This window comes from Aeromonas sp. MdU4, from assembly GCF_041929505.1.
GTDB lineage: Bacteria > Pseudomonadota > Gammaproteobacteria > Enterobacterales > Aeromonadaceae > Aeromonas.
Genome location: NZ_JBHFMW010000042.1, coordinates 1 through 838 on the forward strand (window position 1 = coordinate 1; position 838 = coordinate 838).

Here is an 838-nt window from a genome sequence, read left to right on the forward strand (position 1 = left end):
TGCCCAAATCGATGCAGCTTGAATGGAACTAACTAAGGACTTGGTGATCTGATCACCATCATCCCTTTCAAGTCTGCATCATGGGCACGTCGCTTCACCCCATCACCAACTGGCCTAAATACAACAGGTCTCTGATTAACCGTGGTTCCCTCACCTTCTGGGTTGATACCGAGGCCATGAACAACTGGTTCCACCACGACCATCATGGGCGCCGGGGCCGCAGCCAGCTCTACACCGACCAGACCATCTATACCTGCCTGATGCTCAAGGGGATTTTCAGTCTCACTCTGCGGGCCACTCAGGGGCTACTCGACTCCCTGTTCCAGTTGATGAATGTGCCGCTGTGCGCACCGGACTACAGCTGTGTCAGCAAGCGCGCTCGCACGGTGAAAGTGTCCTATCGACAACCCGCCAAGGGGCGTATCACCGACTTGGTCATCGACTCAACCGGGCTGAAGGTGTTTGGTGAAGGCGAGTGGAAGGTCAGAAAACACGGCGCCGAGAAACGGCGAGTGTGGCGCAAGTTGCATCTGGCGGTAGACCCGGCAACCCACGATATCGTGGCAGCAGAAGTGTCATTGGAAAATGTCCATGATGCAGAGGTATTGCCGACCTTGCTCAGCCCACTGCGGCGCAAGCTGGGACGTGTTTATGCGGATGGCGCCTATGACAACAAAGCCAGCCATCAGCTTATCTCGTGCAAAGGGGCGACAGCCTGTATCCCGCCTCGCAAGAACGCTGGACTCTGGAAAAAGGGGCACCCAAGAAATGAGGCCGTGCTGGTGATGCGTAAGGAAGGGTTGGCGCACTGGAAGAAAATATCGGGGTATCACCGTCG

Annotated in this window: 1 protein-coding gene; it reads left to right on the plus strand. The window is 56.1% G+C overall.

Going from position 1 to position 838, the window contains the following annotated elements:
* Positions 1 to 80: 80 nt before the first annotated feature.
* Positions 81 to 838: IS5 family transposase (locus ACE1BR_RS21860; protein WP_374874013.1), on the plus strand; the 758-nt coding region annotated here is incomplete at its 3' end.